This is a genomic window from Erythrobacter epiphyticus, assembly GCF_034653295.1.
In the GTDB taxonomy this organism is placed as follows: Bacteria; Pseudomonadota; Alphaproteobacteria; order Sphingomonadales; family Sphingomonadaceae; genus Erythrobacter.
The window spans coordinates 1-870 of the sequence record NZ_JAYEEU010000037.1; the positions used below are offsets into that span (position 1 = coordinate 1).

Here is an 870-nt window from a genome sequence, read left to right on the forward strand (position 1 = left end):
CTTGCCSACAAGCAAAAGMTTAGCTCGGACGCGGCCTTGGCGCGCTGCTCGGCGAAACCCGTCGGGAAGAGCCTCTGGTGGTCGATCGTGACACCAGCGGTGCCGCCATCCCGGAGAGCGGAGCGAATGCCTCCCCGCTGCGGATGATTGCGGTTGCCGCGATCAAGCCGCTGCCGGGCAATCCGCGCAAGCATTTCGATGAAGCCGCGCTGGATGAGCTTGCAGCTTCGATCGCGGCGCGCGGCGTGATCCAGCCGATTATCGTGCGCCCGGTGGGTCCGGGCCAATACCAGTTGGTGGCGGGCGAGCGGCGCTGGCGCGCGGCGCAGAAGGCGCGGCTCCACGAAATCCCCGCTTTGGTGCGCACGCTGGACGAGCGCGAGGTGATGGCGCTGGCGCTGATCGAGAATCTCCAGCGCGAAGATCTCAATCCTATCGAAGAAGCCAAGGCTTATCAAAGGCTTGCTGATGATGAAGGCCTGACTCAGGCCGAAATTGCACGGCTTGTGGATAAATCGCGCAGCCATGTCGCCAATCTCCAGCGCCTGCTTCACTTGCCCGATGCCGTGCTTGATCTGGTCGAGCAGGGCCAGCTGACGATGGGTCATGCCCGCGCGCTGATCGGGCGCGAGGATGCCGCCGAGCTTGCCGATATTGCCGTGCGCGACAATCTTTCGGTGCGTGAGGTTGAGATGTTGGTGCGCAAGCTCACCCGCAAATCCACCAATGCCGCAGCATGGCGATCGCAAGGCCCGCATTTGCGCTCTGATGTGCACCGGGCAGCGCGGGCAGGGGCAGGGTGAGTGCGCCTTGCGCATCGCGATAGGTGAGCATCGCGCCTGCCGCGCAATCCCATGCTTCGCCTTGCAT

General features: G+C 64.1%; 1 pseudogene. It reads left to right on the top strand.

The features are described 5' to 3' along the window. Nucleotides 1-44 precede the first annotated feature (44 nt). Nucleotides 45-716 (top strand): annotated as a pseudogene (locus SOQ14_RS14380) (ParB/RepB/Spo0J family partition protein); the annotation flags it as partial. Between the last annotated feature and the right edge of the window lie 154 nt (nucleotides 717-870).